General features: G+C 70.4%; 24 protein-coding genes. 13 read left to right on the forward strand and 11 right to left on the reverse strand.

All coding sequences use genetic code 11. The features are described from left to right. Positions 1–2 precede the first annotated feature (2 nt). Positions 3–740, reverse strand: a complete 738-nt coding sequence (locus QSK37_RS24330) for a metallophosphoesterase (RefSeq protein ID WP_285625189.1) — start codon at positions 738–740, stop codon at positions 3–5. Between the two features lie 255 nt (positions 741–995). On the opposite strand from QSK37_RS24330, the gene infA reads away from it, so the two are divergent. From infA to truA, 8 genes are all read left to right on the forward strand, one after another. Then, on the forward strand, positions 996–1,217 hold the full coding sequence (infA, locus tag QSK37_RS24335) for a translation initiation factor IF-1 (protein WP_067912209.1): 222 nt from the start codon (positions 996–998) through the stop codon (positions 1,215–1,217). A 71-nt stretch (positions 1,218–1,288) separates the two neighbouring features. Further along, positions 1,289–1,402 carry a 50S ribosomal protein L36 gene (rpmJ, locus tag QSK37_RS24340; protein WP_141956754.1) on the forward strand — a complete coding sequence of 38 codons (114 nt, stop codon included), beginning with the start codon at positions 1,289–1,291 and terminating at the stop codon, positions 1,400–1,402. A gap of 148 nt (positions 1,403–1,550) precedes the next feature. Next, the gene (gene rpsM, locus QSK37_RS24345; RefSeq protein ID WP_285582660.1) at positions 1,551–1,931 is read left to right on the forward strand and encodes a 30S ribosomal protein S13; all 381 of its coding nucleotides are present in this window, start codon (positions 1,551–1,553) and stop codon (positions 1,929–1,931) included. Between the two features lie 64 nt (positions 1,932–1,995). Further along, the gene (rpsK, locus tag QSK37_RS24350) at positions 1,996–2,397 is read left to right on the forward strand and encodes a 30S ribosomal protein S11 (protein WP_285582658.1); all 402 of its coding nucleotides are present in this window, start codon (positions 1,996–1,998) and stop codon (positions 2,395–2,397) included. Between the two features lie 16 nt (positions 2,398–2,413). After that, positions 2,414–3,043 carry a 30S ribosomal protein S4 gene (gene rpsD, locus QSK37_RS24355; RefSeq protein ID WP_285582657.1) on the forward strand — a complete coding sequence of 210 codons (630 nt, stop codon included), beginning with the start codon at positions 2,414–2,416 and terminating at the stop codon, positions 3,041–3,043. 98 nt (positions 3,044–3,141) lie between these two features. After that, complete coding sequence (locus tag QSK37_RS24360) at positions 3,142–4,155, forward strand: DNA-directed RNA polymerase subunit alpha (protein ID WP_285582656.1); 1,014 nt, start codon at positions 3,142–3,144, stop codon at positions 4,153–4,155. Positions 4,156–4,282: 127 nt separating this feature from the next. Further along, positions 4,283–4,810, forward strand: a complete 528-nt coding sequence (gene rplQ / locus QSK37_RS24365; RefSeq protein WP_285625192.1) for a 50S ribosomal protein L17 — start codon at positions 4,283–4,285, stop codon at positions 4,808–4,810. Between the two features lie 136 nt (positions 4,811–4,946). Beyond that, positions 4,947–5,834, forward strand: coding sequence for a tRNA pseudouridine(38-40) synthase TruA (gene truA / locus QSK37_RS24370; protein ID WP_285625195.1), 888 nt, complete (start codon positions 4,947–4,949; stop codon positions 5,832–5,834). Positions 5,835–5,918: 84 nt separating this feature from the next. Here truA and QSK37_RS24375 read toward each other — a convergent pair whose 3' ends face one another. Next, entirely contained in the window at positions 5,919–6,446 is a 528-nt protein-coding gene (locus QSK37_RS24375; protein WP_285625197.1) for a DUF1707 SHOCT-like domain-containing protein, read from the reverse strand. 76 nt (positions 6,447–6,522) lie between these two features. Between QSK37_RS24375 and QSK37_RS24380 the strand changes: the two genes are divergently transcribed. After that, positions 6,523–7,227: a hypothetical protein gene (locus QSK37_RS24380; RefSeq protein WP_285625200.1), complete on the forward strand. Its 705-nt coding sequence runs from the start codon at positions 6,523–6,525 to the stop codon at positions 7,225–7,227. A gap of 85 nt (positions 7,228–7,312) precedes the next feature. On the opposite strand, the gene QSK37_RS24385 is transcribed toward QSK37_RS24380, so the two are convergent. The 3 genes from QSK37_RS24385 to QSK37_RS24395 all read right to left on the reverse strand — a co-directional run bounded on the left by QSK37_RS24385 (position 7,313) and on the right by QSK37_RS24395 (position 11,166). Beyond that, positions 7,313–9,055: a hypothetical protein gene (locus tag QSK37_RS24385; protein ID WP_285625202.1), complete on the reverse strand. Its 1,743-nt coding sequence runs from the start codon at positions 9,053–9,055 to the stop codon at positions 7,313–7,315. A gap of 229 nt (positions 9,056–9,284) precedes the next feature. Further along, positions 9,285–10,367 (reverse strand): flagellar basal body-associated FliL family protein, encoded by a 1,083-nt coding sequence (locus tag QSK37_RS24390; protein WP_285625205.1) that lies wholly within the window; start codon positions 10,365–10,367, stop codon positions 9,285–9,287. A gap of 40 nt (positions 10,368–10,407) precedes the next feature. Continuing rightward, complete coding sequence (locus tag QSK37_RS24395; RefSeq protein ID WP_285625207.1) at positions 10,408–11,166, reverse strand: CAP domain-containing protein; 759 nt, start codon at positions 11,164–11,166, stop codon at positions 10,408–10,410. 255 nt (positions 11,167–11,421) lie between these two features. Between QSK37_RS24395 and rplM the strand changes: the two genes are divergently transcribed. The 3 genes from rplM (at position 11,422) to glmM (ending at position 13,898) form a co-directional block, all read left to right on the forward strand. Beyond that, complete coding sequence (gene rplM / locus QSK37_RS24400; RefSeq protein ID WP_285582645.1) at positions 11,422–11,865, forward strand: 50S ribosomal protein L13; 444 nt, start codon at positions 11,422–11,424, stop codon at positions 11,863–11,865. Positions 11,866–11,899: 34 nt separating this feature from the next. Then, complete coding sequence (gene rpsI, locus QSK37_RS24405) at positions 11,900–12,406, forward strand: 30S ribosomal protein S9 (protein WP_285582643.1); 507 nt, start codon at positions 11,900–11,902, stop codon at positions 12,404–12,406. A 151-nt stretch (positions 12,407–12,557) separates the two neighbouring features. Beyond that, positions 12,558–13,898 (forward strand): phosphoglucosamine mutase, encoded by a 1,341-nt coding sequence (gene glmM, locus QSK37_RS24410; protein ID WP_285625209.1) that lies wholly within the window; start codon positions 12,558–12,560, stop codon positions 13,896–13,898. Between the two features lie 56 nt (positions 13,899–13,954). Here glmM and QSK37_RS24415 read toward each other — a convergent pair whose 3' ends face one another. From QSK37_RS24415 to QSK37_RS24435, 5 genes are all read right to left on the reverse strand, one after another. Further along, positions 13,955–14,755, reverse strand: coding sequence for a hypothetical protein (locus tag QSK37_RS24415; RefSeq protein WP_285625211.1), 801 nt, complete (start codon positions 14,753–14,755; stop codon positions 13,955–13,957). Between the two features lie 1,065 nt (positions 14,756–15,820). Then, complete coding sequence (locus QSK37_RS24420; RefSeq protein ID WP_285582636.1) at positions 15,821–16,534, reverse strand: ABC transporter permease; 714 nt, start codon at positions 16,532–16,534, stop codon at positions 15,821–15,823. 10 nt (positions 16,535–16,544) lie between these two features. Then, entirely contained in the window at positions 16,545–17,456 is a 912-nt protein-coding gene (locus tag QSK37_RS24425) for an ABC transporter ATP-binding protein (protein WP_285625214.1), read from the reverse strand. A gap of 31 nt (positions 17,457–17,487) precedes the next feature. Further along, positions 17,488–18,378 carry an ABC transporter permease gene (locus QSK37_RS24430; RefSeq protein WP_285582633.1) on the reverse strand — a complete coding sequence of 297 codons (891 nt, stop codon included), beginning with the start codon at positions 18,376–18,378 and terminating at the stop codon, positions 17,488–17,490. Continuing rightward, positions 18,375–19,277 (reverse strand): ABC transporter ATP-binding protein, encoded by a 903-nt coding sequence (locus QSK37_RS24435; RefSeq protein WP_285625217.1) that lies wholly within the window; start codon positions 19,275–19,277, stop codon positions 18,375–18,377. Before QSK37_RS24435 ends, QSK37_RS24430 begins: the two co-directional genes overlap by 4 nt. A gap of 157 nt (positions 19,278–19,434) precedes the next feature. Between QSK37_RS24435 and QSK37_RS24440 the strand changes: the two genes are divergently transcribed. Further along, positions 19,435–20,127: an HNH endonuclease family protein gene (locus QSK37_RS24440; RefSeq protein ID WP_285625220.1), complete on the forward strand. Its 693-nt coding sequence runs from the start codon at positions 19,435–19,437 to the stop codon at positions 20,125–20,127. A 66-nt stretch (positions 20,128–20,193) separates the two neighbouring features. Here the strand turns inward: QSK37_RS24440 and QSK37_RS52065 are convergent, their stop codons facing one another. Then, positions 20,194–20,346 carry a hypothetical protein gene (locus QSK37_RS52065; RefSeq protein ID WP_490246503.1) on the reverse strand — a complete coding sequence of 51 codons (153 nt, stop codon included), beginning with the start codon at positions 20,344–20,346 and terminating at the stop codon, positions 20,194–20,196. Positions 20,347–20,351 lie beyond the last annotated feature (5 nt).

The raw sequence follows: 20,351 nt of genomic DNA on the forward strand, positions 1-20,351 counted from the left end.
CCTCACACGGGTGAGGGCGTCTCCTCCACCGGCCGGAAGTGAGTGACGGCGCTCATGCCGTCGATGAGGTGCAGCGCCAGGCCGGGTGGCGCGTCGGAGAGCGCGGGCCGGCCGCCGGGGTCGACGTGCAGCTGCCGGTACGTGCTGGGACAGGTCGTGGCGACCGTACCCGCGAAGGCGCGCACCGAGCCGGCGTGCACGTGCCCGGTGATGACGCGGACGACCTGCGGATGGCGGGCGATCACGTCGCCGAGCCGCTCGGGCCGCGCGTGACCCATGGCGTCGACCCAGCCGACCCCGACCTCGTACGGCGGGTGGTGCATCGCCACGACCGACGGTGTGCCGGGCTCCTCGGCGAGGGCGGCGTCCAGCCACTCCGGATCCGACAGCGCACCGTCGTCCCGGCCCGGGATGGTGGAGTCGCAGCACAGCAGCCGTACGCCGGCCACGGTCACGGCGTAGTTCGCCGCGGGGATCTCGGGGAAGGCCGCCAGCAGCGCGGCGACGTCGTCGTGGTTGCCGGGCAGCGGGTGCGCGGGGATCGGCAGGCGGGCGAGCTCGTCGCGCAGGAGCGCGTACTCCTCGGGGCGGCCGTGGTCGGCCAGGTCGCCGGTGAGGACCACCGCGTCGGGCGGGGTGGCGAGGGCGAGCAGCGTGGTCAGGGCGGTGCGCAGCGAGCGTACGCGGGTGGGGTCGTCGACGGTCAGGTGGAGATCGCTGAGTTGCGCGAGGATCGTCATGGCCCCCAGCCGACCACGCGGGGGCGGGAACCACCATGGCCACTCGTACGTTGGGATTTCAGGAGGAGTGGCCCGGCCACGACGCCGGTCGGGTGAGGCCGGTCTGGTGGTGAATCCGCGCCGATTTCACATTCTCGCGGCCGGTGACGTACACTTCTGTGTCGGTCCTGTGTCGGCTCATGTCCGCATGCTCTGCGTGCCCGAGTGCCGCGAGGGCCGTTCTCCTGACGAACCGATCAGTGAAGCGCGGAGGACATGCCCAAAAAAGAAGGGGCCATCGAGATCGAAGGCACCGTCGTCGAGTCTCTCCCGAACGCCATGTTCCGGGTTGAGCTGGACAACGGGCACAAGGTTCTCGCTCACATCAGCGGGAAGATGCGGATGCACTACATCCGGATCCTTCCCGATGACCGTGTGGTCGTTGAACTCAGTCCGTACGACCTCACCCGCGGCCGGATCGTCTACCGCTACAAGTAAGCAATACACCCACTGGGGTTGCCTTCCCCGCGTCTGGCAACGCGGGGGTGACCCTGTATTGAGGAGACCCAGTGAAGGTCAAGCCGAGCGTCAAGAAGATCTGCAGCAAGTGCCGCGTCATCCGCCGGCACGGCCGGGTCATGGTCATCTGCGACGACCCGCGCCACAAGCAGCGCCAGGGCTGACCTCTCAATAGGTACAGCTCAGCTCTAACAACATCATCGTTCCGCGGCTCCCTGACGGGAGCGACCCCCGGTCGGAGGCCGGGGCCCCAACCGGGCAGGTGGGGGTGCGGGGCGCAGACCTCCGTGAAACAGAAGGGAACTGCCCGAGATGGCACGCCTCCTCGGCGTCGACCTCCCGCGCGAAAAGCGTCTCGAGGTCGCTCTTACCTACATCTTCGGCATCGGCCGCACCCGCGCGCTCGAGACCCTCAAGGAGACCGGCATCAGCGGTGACCGCCGGGTCCACGAGCTCGGCGACGACGAGCTGATTCAGCTCCGCGACTGGATCGAGGCGAACTACCGGATCGAGGGCGACCTCCGCCGCGAGATCCAGGCCGACATCCGCCGCAAGATCGAGATCGGGTGCTACCAGGGCATCCGGCACCGCCGCGGGCTGCCGGTCCACGGCCAGCGCACGCAGACCAACGCCCGTACGCGCAAGGGCAAGAAGAAGACCGTGGCCGGCAAGAAGAAGGCCGGCAAGAAGTAGTCCGCCGCCCCGGTCCACGCGGCCGGGACGCCGGATCGACGACCTCCAGGAGACTTGAGAGCAGATGCCGCCTAAGAGCCGCACCGGCGCCAAGAAGGTGCGCCGCAAGGAAAAGAAGAACGTCGCTCACGGGCACGCCCACATCAAGAGCACGTTCAACAACACCATCGTCACGATCACGGACCCGATGGGCGCCGTGATCTCCTGGGCCAGCGCCGGCCACGTGGGCTTCAAGGGCTCGCGTAAGTCGACGCCGTTCGCCGCTCAGATGGCCGCCGAGGCCGCCGCGCGCCGCGCCATGGAGCACGGCATGCGCAAGGTCGACGTCTTCGTGAAGGGCCCGGGCTCGGGCCGCGAGACCGCGATCCGGTCGCTGCAGGCGACCGGCCTCGAGGTCGGTTCCATCCAGGACGTCACCCCGGTCCCGCACAACGGCTGCCGCCCGCCGAAGCGCCGCCGCGTCTGAGTTAGGAAAGAGAGAGATGGCTCGATACACCGGCGCGGACTGCAAGCTGTGCCGCCGCGAGAAGATGAAGCTGTTCCTCAAGGGCAGCAAGTGCGACGGGCCGAAGTGCCCGATCGAGATCCGGCCCTACCCGCCGGGTGAGCACGGTCGCGGCCGTCCCAAGGAGAGCGAGCACATGCTCCAGCTCCGGGAGAAGCAGAAGGCCCGCCGCATCTACGGGGTCCTCGAGGCCCAGTTCGTGAACTACTACAAAGAGGCGAACCGCCGTCAGGGCAAGACGGGTGAGAACCTGCTGAGCCTGCTCGAGCGCCGCCTCGACAACGTGATCTACCGCGCCGGCTACGCCAAGAGCCGTGACATGGCCCGCCAGCTGGTGCGCCACGGTCACTTCCTGGTGAACGGCAAGAAGGTCGACATTCCGTCGTACCGCGTCAGCGAGCGGGACATCATCGAGGTCAAGGGCAAGAGCCTCGAGCAGACCCCGTTCGTCGTGGCGAAGGCCGAGGCCGGCGAGCGTCCGGTCCCGGCATGGCTCGAGGTCGCGCCCGAGAAGATGCGCATCCTCGTGCACTCGCTCCCGGTCCGCCAGCACATCGACGCGCCGGTCCAGGAGCAGCTCATCGTCGAGTGGTACGCCAAGCGCTGACGTACGACTCGGGCGGGCGTGCGCCACTGCGGCGTACGCCCGCCGAACGCAAGGTCGCGGCAGTCAAATAGCGGGCGCCGCGGGAAGGATGTTCTGAAATGCTCATCGCACAGCGACCGACCCTCACCGAGGAGCAGGTCGACGAGTTCCGGTCCCGGTTCACCATCGAGCCGCTGGAGCCGGGCTTCGGCTACACCATCGGCAACTCGCTCCGCCGTACGCTCCTGTCCTCGATCCCGGGTGCCGCGGTCACCAGCATCCGCATCGAGGGCGTGCTGCACGAGTTCTCCACGATCCCGGGGGTCAAGGAGGATGTCACCGACATCATCCTGAACCTCAAGGAGCTCGTCGTCTCCTCCGAGCACGACGAGCCGGTCGTGATGTACCTCCGCAAGCAGGGGCCCGGTGACGTCACCGCCGCCGACATCGCGCCGCCGGCCGGTGTCGAGGTGCACAACCCCGAGCTGCACATCGCCACGCTGAACAACAAGGCGAAGCTGGAGATGGAGCTCACCGTCGAGCGTGGCCGAGGCTACGTCTCCGCGGCGCAGAACAAGCAGCCGGGCCAGGAGATCGGGCGGGTGCCGATCGACTCGATCTACTCGCCGGTCCTGAAGGTCACCTACAAGGTCGAGGCGACGCGTGTCGAGCAGCGCACCGACTTCGACCGGCTGATCGTCGACGTCGAGACCAAGCCCGCGATGCTGCCGCGCGACGCGGTGGCGAGCGCCGGCAAGACGCTCGTCGAGCTGTTCGGGCTGGCGCGCGAGCTCAACGTCGAGGCCGAGGGCATCGACATGGGCCCGTCCCCGACGGACGCCGCGCTCGCCGCGGACCTGGCACTGCCGATCGAGGAGCTCAACCTCACGGTCCGGTCCTACAACTGCCTCAAGCGCGAGGGCATCCACACCGTGGGTGAGCTCGTGGCGCGCAGCGAGCAGGACCTGCTCGATATAAGGAATTTCGGCGCCAAGTCCATCGAAGAGGTCAAGCAGAAGCTCAACGACATGGGCCTCACGCTGAAGGACTCCCCGCCCGGGTTCGACCCGACCGCAGCGGCGGACGCCTACGGCGACGAGGACCAGAGCTACGCCGAGACCGAGCAGTACTGATCATCTGGGTGGGCGGCTCCGATCGCGGGGCCGCCCGCTCGTCGATACGCGGCGGGGTGATCGCCCCGCCGGACCGACGCCGGTACCTCGTACGGCCGGCGCGGGTTGAAAAAGGAGAGAAGCACTCATGCCCCAGCCCACCAAGGGCCCTCGTCTCGGCGGCAGCCCCTCGCACCAGCGGCTGATCCTGGCGAACCTCGCCACCGCGCTGTTCGAGCACGGCCGCATCACGACGACCGAGGCCAAGGCCCGGCGGTTGCGGCCGCTGGCGGAGAAGCTCATCACCAAGGCCAAGCGCGGTGACCTCGCCGCGCGGCGCCAGGTCCTCACCGTCGTGCAGGACAAGGGCGTCGTCCACACGCTGTTCACCGAGATCGGCCCGCGCTTCGAGAACCGCCCCGGCGGTTACACGCGGATCACCAAGCTCGGCCCGCGCAAGGGCGACAGCGCTCCGATGGCCCTGATCGAGCTGGTCGACGAGCCGATCGGGGCCGTGACCACCAGCCGTCCGGCACCGGCCGCCGAGGCCGCCACGACCGAGGAGCCGGCCGCCGAGGCCGAGACCCCGGCCGAGGAGCCGGCCGCCGTCGAGGCCGAGGAGCCGCAGGACAGCGCTCCGGCCGAGGCAGCAGACGAGGCCGAGGACAAGAAGTAACCCACGCTTGGTCCCGAGCCCGCCGTGCCCTACGGGACGGCGGGCTCGATCTTTGGGAGAGTTGTGGAATGGCCAGGACACGGAGAGCATGGACACGGGGTCACCGCCGAATGATGGCACCCGAGGGGCAACCGACATGGACGAACGCCCACCCGAGCCGTCTCCTGATGCCATGACCGCTCTCGTACGACTCCGGCTCGACATCGGTTACGACGGGTCGGACTTCGCGGGCTGGGCCCGCCAGCCCAACCAGCGGACGGTGCAGGGCGTCATCGAAGAGGCTCTGGGACGCGTGCTCCGCCTGGACCCGCCGCCGGTGCTGACCGTGGCGGGCCGTACGGACGCCGGTGTGCACGCCCGCGGCCAGGTGGCGCACGTCGTCGTACCGGTCGCGGCCTACCACCCGGTCACCGGCACCCTGCCGCGTCGCCTCGCGGGCGTGCTGCCCTCCGACATCCGGATCTGGCGCATCGGCCAGGCCCCGGAGGGCTTCGACGCGCGGTTCTCGGCGCTGTCGCGGCGCTACGCGTACCGGGTGTGCGACAACCCGATCGGCGTCGACCCGATGCGCCGGCACGAGGTGCTGTGGCACCCGCGGCCGCTCGATCTCGACCGGATGAACGCCGCGGCGGCGCTGCTGCTCGGCGAGAACGACTTCGCGGCGTACTGCCGCCGCCGTGAGGGCGCCACGACCATCCGCCGGCTGCTGCGCTGCGACTGGGCTCGCGAGGCCGGCAACATCGCCGTCGCGACCATCGTGGCGGACGCGTTCTGCCACTCGATGGTGCGGGCGCTGGTCGGCGCGCTGATCTCGGTCGGCGACAGCCGCCGTCCCATCGAGTGGCCGGCCGAGGTGCTCGCCGGCCGGCAGCGTGACTCCGCCGTGCAGGTGCTCCCGCCGTACGGGCTGTCGCTGGAAGAGGTCACGTATCCGGACGCCGCGCACCTGGCCGACCGGGCCCAGGAGACGCGCCGCATCCGCGTCCTCGGCGGCATCACCCCGGAGGAACGCCACGCGAGTTAGGGCCTGTCTCAAAGCCCCGCTGTCCTACTGCGCGGCGTCCAGGCCGCTCGCTACGGACGGGGACTTTGAGACAGGCCCTCGGGCTCAACGCCGCGCGTGGCGGATCCTCAGCCGTCCGAACCCCATGCTCCCGGAGATCCGGATCTTCGGGCCGCCGGAGCTCCGCCGGGGTTTGTAACGCGAGTCCTTCCACCCGGTGTGCAGGCCCTCGACGTCGACGATCGCGTCGCGAGGCACCGTGATCTTCGCCCGGCCGGTGCCGAGCCGCAGCTCGATGTCGACCACCGGATGCTCGATGACCGCGTGGGACAGGTCCAGGTGGACCCTTCCGAACGCGGACTCGACCTTGAGGGTCCGGGGGACCCGCCATGCGCCGCGCCGCCGGATCCGGCCGCCGAAGGCGGCGATCGTGGACGGGTCCTCCTTCGGGAGGGAGGCCAGAGCCGTCTCGAGCTCGTCCCGCGTCCTGGCGGTCAGGACCTGGTGGAGGCGCTCGTCCATCTCCTCGTGGGAGAGGTGCCCTTCGGCGTAGGCGTCCTGGAGGCGCCGCACGGCCACGTCGCGGTCGTCTTCGCCGACGGAGGGCGGCGGGTCTTCCGGCAGGGGAGCCACCACGCCATCGTAGAGCCGTCACGGCGACCTTCCCGGACCCCGCGCACCTGTCTCCTCACGGTCCGATAATGGGCGCGTGCCCGATCTCGCGAGTTCTGACTTCTGGCTGGGAATGATCGGCGGGCTCTTGCTCAACTTGTTGGCGAGCGAAGTCTATGACCGGTCTCCGCGACTGGCGCGGAGGGTCGCGCGTCGGTCGGCGCGGTTCCGCTTCTTCCATCCGGGCAAGGCGCAGACATACGGCGAGGAGTACGCCGGCCGGATCGACCGGATGTCTCCTGGGAACCTCGGCAAGCTGGTCGTAGGGTTCGGGTTCTGGCTGGACGCGGTCCTGGCACGAGCGGGTATGGCGGGGTACACGCCCTTCAGCCGAGCGGACAACGTCGCCAGGTATCTCGAGGACGCGGCACGGTACGCCCAGCGCGTCACCCGGGGCATCGGGGGGGCGCGCGTCAGGGTCGACGCCGTCGACCCCGATGCCATGACCCGGTTCGCCGCCGAGCTGAGGCGTACGGCGGACCTCGCCCTGGATCTCGCGGGGTGCATCGACGACACCGATCCCCAGGACTGTGAACCTCGTGTGGGGGAACTCCTACGTGCGATCACCGAGTTCCAGGATCGCCTGCACGCCGAGGACCTGGCGACCCGGACGCTGGTCGCCGCCAATCCCCGCTCGGGGGTGAGCCGCAGTGTGGGCGAGGACCGGCAGCTCACCGTCAGCCTTCGGGCGGCCCGTCATCATGCCGAGGAACTCGCCCAGGAGGTGGCGTCGGCACACTGATCCGAACGCCGTGCGTCTCCGCCGGTGGCGATCCGCCCGCGCACCGGCGGACGGGTCGCCTACCGCGCCCTCGTACCCGTGGTGGTCAGTGCTTGTCGCGCCGTTCGATGGGGCGGGCGGTCGAGTCGCGGAACGCGGTGCCGGCCTTCTTCAGCGTGTCGTCGTCCGCGGCCGGCTTGTGGCCGTCGACGTACGTCGCGTAGGAGTAGCAGATGTAGCGGCCGCGGACCGTGCTCGCGGCGAAGCCGCCGGCGTGGTCGATCTTCGGGGCTCCGGTGGCCTTCATGCCGCGGAACCACTCGTAGTGCGCCGGGTCCTGCACCTTCAGCACGGCCTTGGCGGCGGCGTCCGTCGGCATCACCGCGATGCCGGTCGTCACGGCGACCTTCTTGTCCTTCGAGACGAACGTCGCGCGGACGATCCGGCGGCAGTGCTGGCGGGTCAGTTCCGTGGCGAACGGCCCGTTGGCGGCCAGGGAGCAGTGGTCGTTGACGACCGCCTTGGCGCGCGTGAACTTGCCGCCCGCCAGCGTCAGCGTCGACGACGGGAAGACCTCGCCGACGGTCAGCGGCTTGGGGTCGGTCTTCTCGTCGCGGATGTCGATCGGCACGTGCTTGGGCTTGTGCTTGGACTTGGTCTTCGACGGTGTCGGCGTGGGCGTCGGGCGCACCTGCGTCGGCGTGGGCGGCGGCTGCGAGTCGGCGACCTTGTGCTCCTTCACCGTGCCGCCGGAGAGCTGCGTGACGGCCAGCGCGCCGCCGCCCCCGAGTACGAGGGCGGCCACGAGCCCTCCGGCCACGAGCAGCGCTCTACGGGCTCCTGAGGAGCCTCCGGCGCCGCCGCCCTGGGGCGGGTGCATGCCGGGGCCGCCGGGGAAGGACGCCCCGGAGCCGAGCCGGGGGATCGGGCCGGTGGTGGTCACGTGCGGGTCGTGCGGCGGCTCCGGCGGCGCCTGCGGCGGGATGCCGGGCGGCAGGATCGCGTCGGGTTCGAGCTCGGGGCCCGGGGCGGTGGTCGTCTCCCCGTCCGCGGGGATCTTCAGTACGGCCAGCGTCCGCTGTCCGCCCGCCGGGCCCGCGCCCGTCTCGCCGGCCTCGGCGGCGGAGGAGGCGGCGGAGGTGGCCTCCGATGCGGAGCCGGGCGGCAGGACGTCGTCGGCCACGGTCCGCTCCGCTTCGGGGAGGTCGTCCGGCGCGGGGTACGGCTCGTCGGTGACGGTGCGCTCGGCCTCCGGCACGGGCGGCTCCTGCGGAGGCGTCCGGCCGGACTCGCCCGCCGCGCCGGGGAAGCCGGGCGGCGGCGTCGCGCCGTACGGGGTGCTTGAGCCGTTCGCGTCGCCGGGGGTGCCGGGCGGTGGTGTGGCGCCGTACGGGGTGCTTGAGCCGTTCGCGTCGCCCGGGGTGCCGGGCGGTGGTGTGGCGCCGTACGGGGTGCTTGAGCCGTTCGCGTCGCCGGGGGTGCCGGGCGGTGGTGTGGCGCCGTACGGGGTGCTTGAGCCGTTCGCGTCGCCGGGGGTGCCGGGCGGCGGCGTCGCGCCGTACGGGGCGCCTGGGCCATTCGCGTCGCGGGGGGCGCCGGGCGGTGGTGTGGCGCCGTACGGGGCGCCTGAGCCGTTCGCGTCGCCCGGGAAGCCGGGTGGCGGGGTGGTGCCGTACGGGCCGGGGGCGTGACCAGGGTCACTCCCGCCGTTCGCGGAGGCGGAGAAGCCCGGCGGCGGCGTGGAGGGGGCGGGGTTCTGCGGGGAGGGGTCCTGCGCCGGCTGTGGGGACGGCGTGGGCTGGTGGGCGTCCGGCGTGGGGGCGCCGGGGCGCGGGAAGGGCGGGGTCATGGTCTCCTCGGCGTCGGACGCCGCCGACGATCCGGAGAAGTCCGGAGTGCCCGGCCATGCGTCGGCGGTCTGGAAAACGACTGACGGCCTCGTGGCCGAACCCTGTCCGAAGTGGGGCGGAGCGTCTGTCGGCGGCTGCGGCGGAAGCTTCGCTTCCCCCTCAGGAGGGGGAAGGAAAGTCTCGTCATGGCCAGACATGAGTCACCAGAGTATTAGCTGAGGGCAAATTTCATGACGGTTTGCCCTCCATTGACCGATAGTTCAGGGCCGTGCGCAGATTGCTGCCATACGTCGTGTACTTCACGAACGAGGTCACGGCCGAGTAGTCGCCCTTGGCGATCTGCTTGCCGTTCGGGTACTGCACCCAGCTCATGATCAGGTAGTGGCCGTTCACCTCCGTGGTGGTCAGCGACAGGCCCTGGCCGATCTTCTTGGTGGTGCCCGAGCCCGGCAGCGCGAGGATGAACGCGTCCTTCGTCTTGGAGGCGGACTGAGCCGACGTGGCCGCGGCTTGGGTCCTGAGGTTGATCACACCGATCGTGCCGATCAGCTTGCCGTTGCTGAACGTCGCGCGCAGCACCTGGGTGCAGCCGCCCTTGGCGAGGGCCTTGCGGAACTTCGTGCCGTGCGTAGGCGGCGCGCACTTGCGCTCCGCGCGCCGCGCCGTCATGAGGTAGCGGCGGCCGCCGGCCTTGAACGATCTGGCCTTGAAGATCTCGTTCAGCGTGAGGGGCCTGGGGTCGGTCGTACGGCTCTGGAGGCGGTCGCCGCGGCCGGTCTCGGTGGGAGACGGCGTGGGGGTCGGCGTCGGTGTGGCGGGAGGCGCCGAGGGCTGGGCCGCCTCCGTCTTGGGCTTGTCGTCGCCCCCGGAGGTGAGCGCGAAGGCCGCGCCGCCCGCGACCACGATGACGCCCACCGCGATCGCCGCTCCGATGATCAACTTCTTGCGACCGGAGCCCGAGCCCGAACCCGAGCCGAAGTCGTCTTCCGGGCCGTAGCCGCCCGGACCGCCGCCGTAGGGGTCCGCGTTCTCGTCGTGGGACTCGTAGGAGTCGTAGGAGGGGTTCGGCTCGAAGGCGTTGCCGTACGGCTCTGAGCGCTCGTCGCCGAACGAGCCGCCGTAGCCGCCCGCGCCCCCGCCGGCCGGCCCGAAGCCGCCGTCTCGCGGGGGGCCGCCGTACGGATCGTCGCGGGGGCCGCCGAAGGGAGGACCGCCGTGTCCGGCCTGGTCGTCGCCCGGGCCGTACGGCGACGACGGCGGCTGGGAGGGACCCCAGCCGCCGGGTTGCTGCTGATCACCCGGATAAGACATGAATGCGACCCTACCTGCTCGAATCAGGTGATCAGGGGGTTTACCGGAAGCCGAAGTCCTGCGTCCACCACGGTCCGCCGGAGCCGTACTCGACGCCGATTCCGACCGCCTTCAGGCTGCAGTTGAGGATGTTCGCCCGGTGTCCGGGGCTGTTCATCCAGCCCGTCACGACCGCCTGGGCGGTGGCGTATCCCATGGCGATGTTCTCGGCGCCGGGCTGGCTGTAGCCGGCCGCCTTGATCCGGTCCCACGGAGTCTTGCCGTCCGGTGAGTTGTGCTCGAAGTAGTGCCGCACACGCATGTCCCTGGAGTGGGCGCGCGCCGCGGTGCGCAGGTCGACGTTCACGCGCAGGGCGGAGCAGCCGTGCTTGGCGCGCTGCTGGTTCGTCAGCTGGACGGCGAGGTTCTCGGCCGTGACGTTCTTGGCCGCGGTGCCCGCGGTGCCGGCGTTCGCCGCGGCCGAAGGCTTCTTCGGCTTGACCACCTTGGCGGCGGAGGCCGGGCGGTGGCTCGGCGTGTGCGTACGGGAACGGCTGGGCGAGGGAGTCGCGGTGGGCGGCTTGACGGCCGAACCCTCCGGGCTGGGGACCACGGCCGCGTCCTGCGCGGGCTGGTCGCCGGGTGCGAGGTGCGCCGTGGTCACGTAGCGGTTCGCCGCGAAGCCGGCGGCGACGAAGAACGCGATCGCCAGGATCACGAATGCCTGGACCTTGCGCTTGATGGGGATCGAACGCTTGGCGGACAGGGGGTCCTCCAGGGGGCTGCGGAGGTGCAGCACTATAGAGGCGGTAACCACCATCGAGCGCGCCGTTCTGGAGTAATCCCTGCTATATGCTGTAAAAAGGACGAACGCATGATCGTCCGAAGCGATGGCAGGAGGCGGCGGAAGCCGCCCGCTTTGACCCGCACGTCAGTGGGCCGGTATCCTGCCAGTTCGTTGTGTGCGTCAGCGTGCCCGTTCTTCGGGTCGCTTGACCATGCGGGCCAGTGACGGACGTCGCCCGTCCCGCCGGCCCGGTCTCTGTTGTCAGACACGAAACGAAGGCATACGACCGTGCGCACCTACACCCCTAAGCCCGCTGACGTCGAACGTCAGTGGCACGTCATCGACGCGACCGATGTCGTGCTGGGTCGGCTGGCCAGCCAGGTCGCGACGTTGCTTCGGGGTAAGCACAAGCCGATCTACGCGCCACACCTCGACACGGGCGACTTCGTGATCATCGTCAACGCCGACAAGGTGGCGCTGTCGGGTAAGAAGCTCGAGCAGAAGAAGGCCTACCGCCACTCGGGCTACCCCGGCGGTCTCCGCTCCGTGGCCTACTCCGACCTCATGGCGAAGCACCCCGAGCGCGCCGTCGAAAAGGCGATCAAGGGCATGCTGCCCAAGAACTCGCTCGGCCGGAAGATGTTCGGCAAGCTCAAGGTCTACGCCGGTCCCGAGCACCCGCACCAGGCCCAGCAGCCGGTGCCCTACGACATCAAGCAGATCGCGCAGTGACGCGCGCCGTCGAGATCGAATCCTGAGGAGTCCCGTGGCTGAGTCCACCGGTATCGAGACGCCCCTCGAGGGCGCCGAATTTGAAGAGTACGTGGGGGACTACACCTCCGAGTCCGCTGAGGCTGTCGTCGAGGAGACCCCCCGTCCGGTGCTGACCGGCCCGGCCGCGGGCACCGGCCGCCGCAAGGAGGCGATCGCCCGCGTGCGCATCGTCCCCGGCAGCGGAAAGTGGACGATCAACGGTCGTCCGCTCGACGCCTACCTCCCCAACAAGGTCCACCAGCAGATCGTGAACGAGCCGTTCGTGACGCTGGGCCTCGAGGACCAGTTCGACGTGATCGCGCTGGTCACCGGCGGCGGCGTGACCGGCCAGGCCGGCGCTCTGCGCCTGGGCATCGCCCGCGCGCTGCAGCTCGTCGACCCCGACAACCGCCCGCCCCTCAAGAAGGCCGGCTTCCTCACCCGCGACGCGCGGGCCAAGGAGCGCAAGAAGTACGGTCTCAAGAAGGCGCGTAAGGCTCCGCAGTACAGCAAGCGTTGATCGGCCCTGTGCGGCGTTCCACCGGCCCGGTACGACCGGGCGGCGACGCCGCACAGGACTTCGGCGGTTCCGTGGTTTCGCGGGGCCGCCGATCGCTTTGTTCGAGGGCCGGCAGGCCGGCCGTACCACGCGCGACCTTGGGGTGTTAGCAGTGTCACGTCTGTTCGGTACCGACGGTGTCCGGGGGGTGGCGAACCGTGACCTGACCGCCCGGCTCGCGCTCGACCTTTCGGTGGCCGCCGCCCGTGTCCTCGGCGAGGCCGGTGCGTTCGAGGGCCACCGGCCCGTCGCCGTGGTGGGCCGCGACCCGCGCGCCTCGGGTGAGTTCCTCGAGGCCGCCGTCGTGGCCGGGCTCGCCTCCGCCGGCGTCGACGTGCTCCGCCTAGGCGTCCTGCCGACGCCCGCCGTCGCGTACCTCACCCAGTCGCTCGGCGCCGACCTCGGCGTCATGCTGTCGGCCTCCCACAACCCCGCGCCTGACAACGGCATCAAGTTCTTCGGCCGCGGTGGGCACAAGCTCGCCGACCAGATCGAGGACCAGATCGAGGCGCACCTCGGCGAGGAGTGGTCCGGCCCGACCGGCTCCGGCGTCGGCCGCGTACGCGACGCGCAGGGCGAGGTCGAGAGCTACATCGCGCACCTGCTGTCGACGCTGCCCCGCTCGCTGGACGGCCTTCGCGTGGTGGTCGACTGCGCGCACGGCGCCGCGTCCGGCGTCTCACCCGAGGCGATGCGCCGCGCCGGCGCCAGCGTGGTCGCCATCGGCGCCTCCCCGGACGGCCTGAACATCAACGACGGCTACGGCTCCACCCACCTGGAGCCGCTGCGCCGCGCCGTGATCGAGCACGGCGCCGACGTCGGCATCGCCCACGACGGCGACGCCGACCGCTGCCTCGCCGTCACCGCCGCGGGCGAGCCGATCGACGGCGACCAGATCATGGCGATCCTCGCGGTCGAACTGCGCGAGGCCGGCCGGCTGCCCGGCGACACGGTCGTCGCGACGGTCATGTCCAACCTCGGCTTTAAGATCGCCATGCGCGAGGAGGGCCTCAACGTCGTCGAGACGACGGTGGGCGACCGCTACGTCCTGGAGGCCATGAAGTCCGGCGGATACGCCTTCGGCGGCGAGCAGTCCGGCCACGTGATCATGCTGGACCACGCGACCACCGGAGACGGCCTGCTGACCGGCCTGCACCTGCTCGCCACCGTCGCGGGCCGCGGCCGCCCGCTGGACGAGCTGGCCAAGGTGATGACCCGCCTGCCGCAGGTCCTCGTCAACGTCAAGAACGTCGACAAGTCCCGCGCCAAGACCTCACCGGAGCTGAACGCGGCGGTCGAGGCCGCCGAGGCGGAACTCGGCGACACGGGCCGCGTCCTGATCCGCCCGAGCGGCACCGAGCCGATGGTCCGCGTCATGGTCGAGGCCACCCGCGAAGAACAGGCGCGGGCCCTGGCCGAACGCCTCGCCGAGGTCGTCCGCACCGCGCTGTAGCACTCTTCGGCGGCGGTGGCGCGGCCCCGCGCGTCTTCGGCCGACTCGGCGTCCCGTCATCTGCCGCGGGCCGCGCGTACCCACTCCTCGATGCTGGGGGCCTCGGTCGGGTATCTCACCGCGAACCCGCTGTCGACGATCAGGCCGTCCCAGGCGCGGCCGGTTATCCTGCCCTCCTCTCGCATCTCCGTGAGGCGTGCGACGGCTCCGTCGATGGCCGGGGTGTCGAGGTCGGCGGCGTGCATGCGGTCGGCGACACGGCCGAGGTCGGCGGAGCGCAACTCGTCCACGAGCCCGGGGGTAAGCGGCTCGTTCAGGTGGGCGACGACGAAGTTGGACTGGATGAACTGCACCTTCCCCGGCGCGGGTTCGTTGAAGGTCGTCCCGTTGTCGTGGGACATCGGGCGGCCGTCGTGGAGCACGAGGAAGTTCTCGTCGGCCTCCGCGCGATCTCCCTGCGCCACGGCATAGTCGAAGGCGGCCATCCTCTGGGTCCCCTCGCCCTTGCGCACCGCGGTCACTCCGGCGGTGGCCGGGACGTACTCCTGGAGGATGCCCTTCCCGTAGCGGCCGGACCACTTTCTCGTACGCGGGACGACCCCGAGGCCGGTCTCGTCGCTCAGTTCGAACGCCGCGACCTCGCGCTGGGCTCCCTGGCCGCGCCCCCACTTGTACACGCCGAGGGTCCGGCCGTCGCGCAGCACGAGGTGGCTGCCGAACGCCCCCTCGATGACCTTCAGCGGAAGGTACTCGAGCCGGTGCACGGCGACGGCGAAGTCCTCCGGAACGCTCCTGCGGTACAACCGGATCACCGGTCGGAAGACGCTCCTCGCCACCACATCCTCGGCTGTGCTCACGGATGTCGAGGCTAGTGCGGCATCAGGCAACGTTTGCCTCGTCGGGGCGGTGGGGTGAAGGCCGGGTTTTGTCGTAGGCACTTGCTGTAATCGTCTGGTGCCTCGACGTGATGATGGTGGGCGGGTGGTCATGCGGACCGCCCGGGTGGGTCTGCGGACCTCGGCGGTCAGCGGCGCCGATGTTTCGGGTTGCTGGTCTCGGCGGGGGATGTGGGGGCGCGTGTGCTTGATATGAATCGGTGGTGGCGGCGACGCGGCTTGTCGGCGATCGTCGGCTATCAGGCGTTGTGCGGGGGCTGTCGGCGGCGCGGCCGGGCATGTTCGGGGAGTTGGACGCGGTCGGGGCGCGGTCGGTGTTGCGGCGCTACAGCGACGCGTGGTTCGCTACCGCCGCGCGCCGCAAGGGCGGTGACGTGGCGGCGCGGTTCCCGCGGCGGAATCGCGGGTTGATGCCGGTGCGTTGCTACCACGGCACGTTCACCCTGGAGGGGCGGCGGCTGCGCCTGCCGGTCGGTCGCCGGTGTGCGCGGTTGTGGGTGCGGCTGGATCGGCCGGTTCTCTACCCGGCCGGTCAGGTGCGGTCGGTGACGTTGGTGGCCGAGGGCGGCCGGTTGTTCGTCGATGTCACCGCCGAAGTTCCGATCACCTCCTATCCCGTGGGCCAGGAGCCGGATCCCGTGCGGGTGGCGGGAGTGGATCCGGGGGTGATCCATCCGTTCGCTGGCCGGGCCGGATGGGGAGGGATTAGTGGTGTCGGGGCGGGCGATCCGTGCCGAGACCCACCTGCATCTGCACGACGCGAAGGACCGGCGGCGTGCGGTGGCGGGACGGGTACCGAAACCGGTCAGGCCGGGTCGCGGCGGTGGCGTAAGCGGACCGCACCTCCCCGGTGCCGGACGGTCCCGGCGTGACCCCCGACGGTCCCCCCCCATCACGGCACCGCACAAAGGGTCCCCTGGCCGGCCGTGGCCCGCCCCACCCCACGTGGGGAGTCGCTCGCCCACCACAGCGAGGATCAGCCAACACCCCGCCTCCCCAACGAGGCGAACGTTGACTGACACGGCACTAGTCGGAGCCGGTGATCGAGAGGGTGCGGAGCTTCCAGCCGGCGACGGCGACGCCGAGGACGGTCAGCACGATCAGCAGGGGTACGGCGGTGGAGCCGTGCACCTCCGAGGTGACCGAGGTGGCGTTCGTGCCCAGGTCGGTGACCGAGATCGCCCACTGCCGGACGGAGAGCGTCCTGGCGCCCGAGGCGTACCGGCCGATGAGGTTCTCCCACACCAGGGCGTAGATCAGTCCGATCGTCACGGCGAACCGGCTCATCACCGCGAGCGCCACGAACAGCGCGCAGTACGCGATGCCGCCCACCAGCGCGCCCAGAGCGAAACCGCTCGCCAGGCCCGCCGTCAGGCCGTTCATGATGAGGCCGGAGACGAAGATCGGCACGACGCCGAAGCCGACGACCAGGGCCACCGCGACCAGGTACTTCGTGGTCGAGATGATCGGCCGGGCGATCGGCTTGGTCATGAGGTACATGATCTGGCCGTCGTCGATCTCCGGGCCGATCACTCCCGTGCCGGCGAGCAGCGCCAGCAGGGGCAGCAGCGCGCCCAGCCCGAACTGCGTCAGCAGGGCCGCCGCGGTGTCGAGGTCGGCGTTGCCGGTGACCCGCAGGCCGATGCTGAGCAGGAGCAGCACGGCCGGGAGGATGAACAGGAGCAGCGCGCGGCGTCGCCCCAGCATGCCGCGAAAAGTGATGTACGCGATGGTGTTCATGAGTCCTCGTTCATGACGAGACCAGGTAGGAGAAGACGCTTTCGAGGGACTCGTCGGCCGGGGAGACCTCCCACAGCCGGATGTCGGCGCCGCGGGCCACCTGCGGCAGCAGCTGGGTGAACCGCCGGAAGTCGACGGCCTCCACCTCCAGGCCGGCCGCGGTGAGCTCGACGCCGCGGGTCGAATCGTCGGCGATCAGCGCGGCCGCCAGACGGCGGTCGTCGCTGGAGCGGATCGCGAACATGTGCGGCCGGTCGGTCATCAGCCGGCGGATCGCGCGGAAGTCGCCGGAGGCGGCGTGCCGTCCCGCGACGATGACCTCGATGTGGTTCGCGAGCCGCTCGACCTCCTCGAGGATGTGCGAGCTGAACAGCACCGTGCGGCCCTCGGCGGCCATCTTGCGGATGAGTTCCATGAGCTGGAGGCGCTGGCGCGGGTCCATGCCGTTGAACGGCTCGTCGAGCAGCAGGACCGCCGGGTCGTGTACGAGCGCCGACGCCATCTTGACGCGCTGCCGCATCCCCTTGGAGTAGGTGCCGATGGCCCGGTCGGCCGGCGGCAGCATCTCCACCATCCCGAGGGCGCGGTCGGCGGCGGCACCCGGATCGGACAGCTTGTGCAGCTTGGCCATCGAGCGGACGAACTGCCGGCCGGTGAGGAACTCGTAGGCGGACTCGCGTTCGGGCACCAGCCCGATGTTGCGGTAGACCGAGGGGTTCTTCCAGATGCGCTGCCCGTCGATGCCGACCTGGCCGCCCGAGGGCGCGAGGAAACCGCCCATCATGTGGATGAGCGTGGACTTGCCCGCGCCGTTCGGGCCGAGCAGGCCGGTCACCCCCGGGCCGATGGTCATCGACACGCCGTTGACCGCGACCACGTTGCCGTACCACCGGGAGACGTCCCGGAGCTCCAGGACACTCACGATGCCTTCCTCTCGTCGGTGGGCCGGCCGGTCATCGCGCGCCCGCCTTGCGGAACCGCTGGTACAGGATCGCGAGCGAGCCCGCGACGACGGCCACGCACACGAGCGTGAACACGGGACCGCCGAGGCCGGACGGCGGCGGCTCCGGTGAGGACGACTTGGCCCCCAGCGCCCAGACCTGCACGTCGTCCACGAGGTTGAAGGGCGTGAACACGCCGGCCCAGCGGGCGACTCCGAACTTGGTCTGGCTCTCGGCGATGCCCTGGATGGAGGTGACCGCGGCCGTGCTGATGAGGTACACCGCCATCACCGCGGTCACGCCGAAGCCGCGGCGCGGGGTGAAGGCGGCCACGACCAGGCCGATCGCGGCGAGCACCAGCGCGAACATCAGGCAGCCCACCAGGCCGCCGGCCCAGTCGAGCGCGTGGGTGCCCAGGTGCTTCTGCTTGGTGGCGAGCGCGCCGATGAACAGGATCGTGATCGGGGTGCCCAGCAGGATGAACAGCGCCGCGGTCAGCGCGCCGTACTTGGCCAGCACGTAGTCCAGGCGCGACAGCGGGCGGGAGAAGTACAGCGGCGTGACGTGGAACCGCAGGTCGCGCGAGGCCAGCACCGGCGACTGCGCGGCCAGGAAGATCGCGATCAGCGGCTGCAGGTAGACGGCGTACGCCGAGTAGCGGATCAGGTTGATGGACTGGCCGCTGCCGATCGAGGACGCCAGCGCCGTGATCGCGACGCTGATGGCCGCGGGCAGCAACATGATCGTGAACAGCAGGAACGGCATGATCTTGGCCTTGACCGGCCGCCCCAGCCCGTACGCCGCGCGCAGGTTGTGCGTGAACAGGGAGCGGACGGCGTACGCGCGGCCGAGCCGCGGGCCGTCGTAGTGCCGGTAGCCGATGTCGTGGATGACGCTCGTCATGAGGAGAACACCTCTTCGATGCGGTGCCGGCGGTTCTCCATGCGTACGAGGGCCAGCCCGAGGTCGGCGACGCAGTCGCGCACGAGGTCGTACGTCGTCTCGTCGGCGATGTCGATGAGCAGGCCCCGTCCGTCGGGGTGGACGCGCAGCCCGGCCTCGGCCAGGCTGTGGCCGAGCCGGTCGCGGCCGGCGGCCTCGTCGTCGACCTCGACCGCGAGAACGCCACTGGCCTGGGTGAACGCGGTGACCGCCTGCGACCGCAGCAGCCGGCCGCCGTCGATGATGACCAGGTGCTGGGCGACGCGTTCGAGCTCGCCCAGGAGGTGGGAGGTGACCAGGACGCTGATGCCGAACTGGGTGCCGATGCGCTGGATCAGGGCCAGCATCTCGTCGCGCCCGGCCGGGTCCAGGCCGTTGGTGGGTTCGTCGAGGAAGACGAGCTTCGGGTCGTGCACGAGGGCCTGGGCGAGCTTGACCCGCTGGCGCATGCCGGTGGAGTAACCACCGATCGGCCGGTAGCGCTCCTCGTACAGGCCGACGTGGCGGAGGGTGTCGGCGGCGCGTTCGCGCGCGGCGGTGGCCGGCAGCCCGGACACGCGCGCGATGTGCACGATGAACTCGGTCGCGGAGACGTCGGGCGGAAGGCAGTCGTTCTCGGGCATGTAGCCGACCAGCTCGCGGATCTTCAGCGACTCGCGGGCCGTGTCGAGGCCGAGCACGCTCGCCTGCCCGCGCGTCGGGGGGATCAGCCCGAGGAGGATCTTGATGAGGGTCGACTTGCCCGCGCCGTTGGCCCCGACCAGCCCGACGATGCCGGGCTCGATGTCGATGGTCAGCTCGTCCAGGGCGAGCACGCCGGGGAACTGCTTGCCGAGCCCCCGGGTGGCGATGATGGACATGCGCCGAACTTAGTGGACCACGGTGGTCGCGTCGTCACCCTTGGGCGGTACTCACGACCCACCGTAGGGATGAGAACTCCCCCCTACCGAGGCTGGACCCGCGTAAAGCCTTATATTCCGGGCATAGCTTCGCCAAAAAATCCTGGATGGTGGGGAAATGTCAGTACGGCGGCGAGTGGGCGTGCAGGTCACCTCGGTGGTCGTATCCGTGTTTGTCGCGGCCGGATGTGCGGGCAATGTCAGCCTGTCGGGCGACGGGCCGTCGGCCTCGGGCAAGTCGTCCAAAACGGATAAAAAGGACGGCAAGGGCAAGGAGGGAACGGCACGGAAGGAGCTCGCCGGGCTCAAGGAGGCCAAGCCTGACTCCATGAGCGGGTACAGCCGGGATGAGTTCGGCCCCGCCTGGAAGGACGTCGACCACAACGGCTGCGACACCCGCAACGACATCCTCGCCCGCGACCTGGACGCCGTGAAGAAGCGCAACAAGTGCGTCGTCATCGCCGGGACGCTGGACGACCCGTACACGGGCAAGCAGATCACCTTCGCCAAGGCGCACGCCACCGAGGTGCAGATCGACCACATCTTCCCGCTCGCGCTCGCCTGGCGGATGGGCGCGGACCACTGGACCGAGGAGAAGCGGGCGGAACTGGCCAACGACCGCGACAACCTCCTCGCGGTCTGGGGGCGGCCCAACGCGCAGAAGAGCGACAAGGGCCCCGCGGAGTGGCAGCCGCAGAAGTCCTTCCAGTGCACGTACGCGGAGAAGTTCGTCGCCGTGGCCGATGAGTACCACCTGGCGGTGACGCAGGCGGACCACGGCGAGCTGGGCGACATGCTCGACACCTGCTGAGCCGTACGGAGAAGCGGAGAGCGCCCCCGCCAGGCGCTCTCCGCTCTCTTCTCCGGTGATCAGCCCTTATGCGGCCTGGCGATGCGTCCTCCGCGCCGCCCCCGGCCGTCCTTTGCTCGACACGCCCAGCAGGCGGGCGAAGACTCGAAAGGGCAGGAGGAGTACGTTCGCCACCGTCGCGACGACGGCTCTGAGCGCTGCGATGATGCGGCCCGCCATCGGTC

This window comes from Actinoallomurus iriomotensis, from assembly GCF_030269445.1.
GTDB lineage: Bacteria > Actinomycetota > Actinomycetes > Streptosporangiales > Streptosporangiaceae > Actinoallomurus > Actinoallomurus iriomotensis.

Coding starts and splice junctions, on each gene's coding strand:
- QSK37_RS24330 (WP_285625189.1), bottom strand. CDS start 740: ATGACGATCCTCGCGCAACTCAGCGATCTCCACCTGACCGTCGACGAC.
- infA (WP_067912209.1), top strand. CDS start 996: ATGCCCAAAAAAGAAGGGGCCATCGAGATCGAAGGCACCGTCGTCGAG.
- rpsM (WP_285582660.1), top strand. CDS start 1,551: ATGGCACGCCTCCTCGGCGTCGACCTCCCGCGCGAAAAGCGTCTCGAG.
- rpsK (WP_285582658.1), top strand. CDS start 1,996: ATGCCGCCTAAGAGCCGCACCGGCGCCAAGAAGGTGCGCCGCAAGGAA.
- rpsD (WP_285582657.1), top strand. CDS start 2,414: ATGGCTCGATACACCGGCGCGGACTGCAAGCTGTGCCGCCGCGAGAAG.
- QSK37_RS24360 (WP_285582656.1), top strand. CDS start 3,142: ATGCTCATCGCACAGCGACCGACCCTCACCGAGGAGCAGGTCGACGAG.
- rplQ (WP_285625192.1), top strand. CDS start 4,283: ATGCCCCAGCCCACCAAGGGCCCTCGTCTCGGCGGCAGCCCCTCGCAC.
- truA (WP_285625195.1), top strand. CDS start 4,947: ATGGACGAACGCCCACCCGAGCCGTCTCCTGATGCCATGACCGCTCTC.
- QSK37_RS24385 (WP_285625202.1), bottom strand. CDS start 9,055: ATGACCCCGCCCTTCCCGCGCCCCGGCGCCCCCACGCCGGACGCCCAC.
- QSK37_RS24390 (WP_285625205.1), bottom strand. CDS start 10,367: ATGTCTTATCCGGGTGATCAGCAGCAACCCGGCGGCTGGGGTCCCTCC.
- QSK37_RS24395 (WP_285625207.1), bottom strand. CDS start 11,166: ATGGTGGTTACCGCCTCTATAGTGCTGCACCTCCGCAGCCCCCTGGAG.
- QSK37_RS24420 (WP_285582636.1), bottom strand. CDS start 16,534: ATGAACACCATCGCGTACATCACTTTTCGCGGCATGCTGGGGCGACGC.
- QSK37_RS24430 (WP_285582633.1), bottom strand. CDS start 18,378: ATGACGAGCGTCATCCACGACATCGGCTACCGGCACTACGACGGCCCG.
- QSK37_RS24435 (WP_285625217.1), bottom strand. CDS start 19,277: ATGTCCATCATCGCCACCCGGGGGCTCGGCAAGCAGTTCCCCGGCGTG.
- QSK37_RS24440 (WP_285625220.1), top strand. CDS start 19,435: ATGTCAGTACGGCGGCGAGTGGGCGTGCAGGTCACCTCGGTGGTCGTA.
- QSK37_RS52065 (WP_490246503.1), bottom strand. CDS start 20,346: ATGGCGGGCCGCATCATCGCAGCGCTCAGAGCCGTCGTCGCGACGGTG.